The organism is Fusibacter sp. (assembly GCF_057447755.1).
Map to the genome: position 1 here is coordinate 1 of NZ_JBVBZF010000499.1, position 1,753 is coordinate 1,753.

The window sequence follows — 1,753 nt, forward strand, 5'->3', positions numbered from 1 at the left end:
AAATGGGCTTCAAAAAAGCCATTATTCCCAAGAGTAATTTAGAAGGCATTCAAAGGCCAGAGGGTTTCACAATCATTGGCATGCAACATATTGATGAAATGTTCAAATACTTCTTTTAAAACAAAACCCCCACAAATTGTGATAAGTACCCAGTTTTCTGGACACATTTTTATCTAATTAAGTAGTTAAACACTAATTCTGGATGTCTTCCTGTAGATTACAGGGGGCATCCAGTTTGTTTTTGACTGGATTCTGTTATTGTTATAGTAATCAATATATTCATTTATTGCTTTGGTAAATTTTTCAAAAGATTCAAACTCTTTTTCATGTCCATAAAACATTTCTGTTTTGAGTCTACCAAAGAAAGTCTCCATGATACAATTATCATAACAGTTTCCTTTTCGAGACATAGACTGAACAATTCCATGTTTCTTTAGCTCATTTCGATAATATTCATGTTGGTATTGCCACCCCTGATCAGAATGAAAAACAATCCCATTTGTATTTGTAAATTTATAAAATGCCTTTTCAAGCATGCTAGAAATTTGTTTCATATTTGGGCTTCTTGATAGCTCATATGAAATAACTTCATTAGAATTCATATCTAAAATTGGCGACAGATAGCATTTCCCCCATGATAAATTAAACTGCGATACATCAGTTGTCCATTTTTGTAATGGAGCGGTAGTACTGAAATCTCTATTTATAAGATTAGCAGCAATTCTTCCTACTTCACCTTTGTATGAACGGTATTTTTCCTTTGGACGTTTTCCAACTAACTTCATCTTGTGCATTAATCGTTGTACTTTTTTATGATTAATGATATAACCTCTATTTAATAATTCGTGATAAACTCTTCGAACACCATATCGATGTTTATTATCCTCGAAGATCCTTTTGATTTCATCCATAAGGTTTTGATTTTTTATGCTATCAAAACTAATATGTTTCAGCTCATAATAGTAAGTAGATTTTGATAGATCTACTGCTTTCAACAGATATTTTAGCGCATATCCTTTTTCTCTGAGTTCTGTGATGATTGCTGCTTTTTCGCCTTGAGTTGCGCAGCCTCTTTTTCTTGTCTCAAGGCTATTGATTTTTTTATTGCTTCATTCTCCGTCCGTAGATATTCAGCTTCAGCTCTTAATCTTATTAATTCTTCTCTTTCAGACTGGGTGAGTTCCTGGGGTGTATTGTCTTTTTTCACAATGGGCTCCTTACTGTGCCGGCCTTTTCTTAAATCAAGACCATCGTATCCCTTTATTTTATATATTCCAACCCACTTAGACAATAGACCAGAATCTATTCCGGCACTTGTCGCCACACTTTTTTGTGATTCACCAGCTAAAACACGTGCTACTAGACCATAGCGTTCTACAGTTGTACGTTCTTTACATGTCGAAGGATGCTTTAAAGCATCAGTTCCGTGAATATTTGCAACCTTTACCCAAGTTCTAATGCGTTTTCTGAAATTCTTTTGATTAATTCCTTCAGGTGTTTCCGGCCAATGTCCAACTTTATATAGTTCGACACAGTTTAATTTGAAAACAAAATCATATTTCATGTAAAAACCCCCTTTACAGTTATTGTCCAGTAAAGGGGGTACATATCAATCACGGGGTATTCTTAAAGTTCTTCTTTTAATAAAGCACCTAATCGGATGATCCCTTCAACGATCTTATCATCCGGCATATTTGAATAATTGACTCTCATGGTATTTTCGTGACCACCATTTGGGAAGAAAGACCCACCT

The 1,753-nt window shown here is 34.6% G+C and carries 2 protein-coding genes and 1 pseudogene; all 3 read right to left on the reverse strand.

Annotation, left to right across the window (positions count from 1 at the left end; all coding sequences use genetic code 11):
• Positions 1 to 185: 185 nt before the first annotated feature.
• Entirely contained in the window at positions 186 to 1,097 is a 912-nt protein-coding gene (locus AC220I_RS22080; RefSeq protein WP_486726028.1) for an IS3 family transposase, read from the reverse strand.
• Positions 1,004 to 1,564 (reverse strand): helix-turn-helix domain-containing protein, encoded by a 561-nt coding sequence (locus AC220I_RS22085; RefSeq protein WP_486726027.1) that lies wholly within the window; start codon positions 1,562 to 1,564, stop codon positions 1,004 to 1,006. Before AC220I_RS22085 ends, AC220I_RS22080 begins: the two co-directional genes overlap by 94 nt.
• Before the next feature lie 62 nt (positions 1,565 to 1,626).
• Positions 1,627 to 1,753 (reverse strand): annotated as a pseudogene (locus AC220I_RS22090) (aminotransferase); the annotation flags it as partial.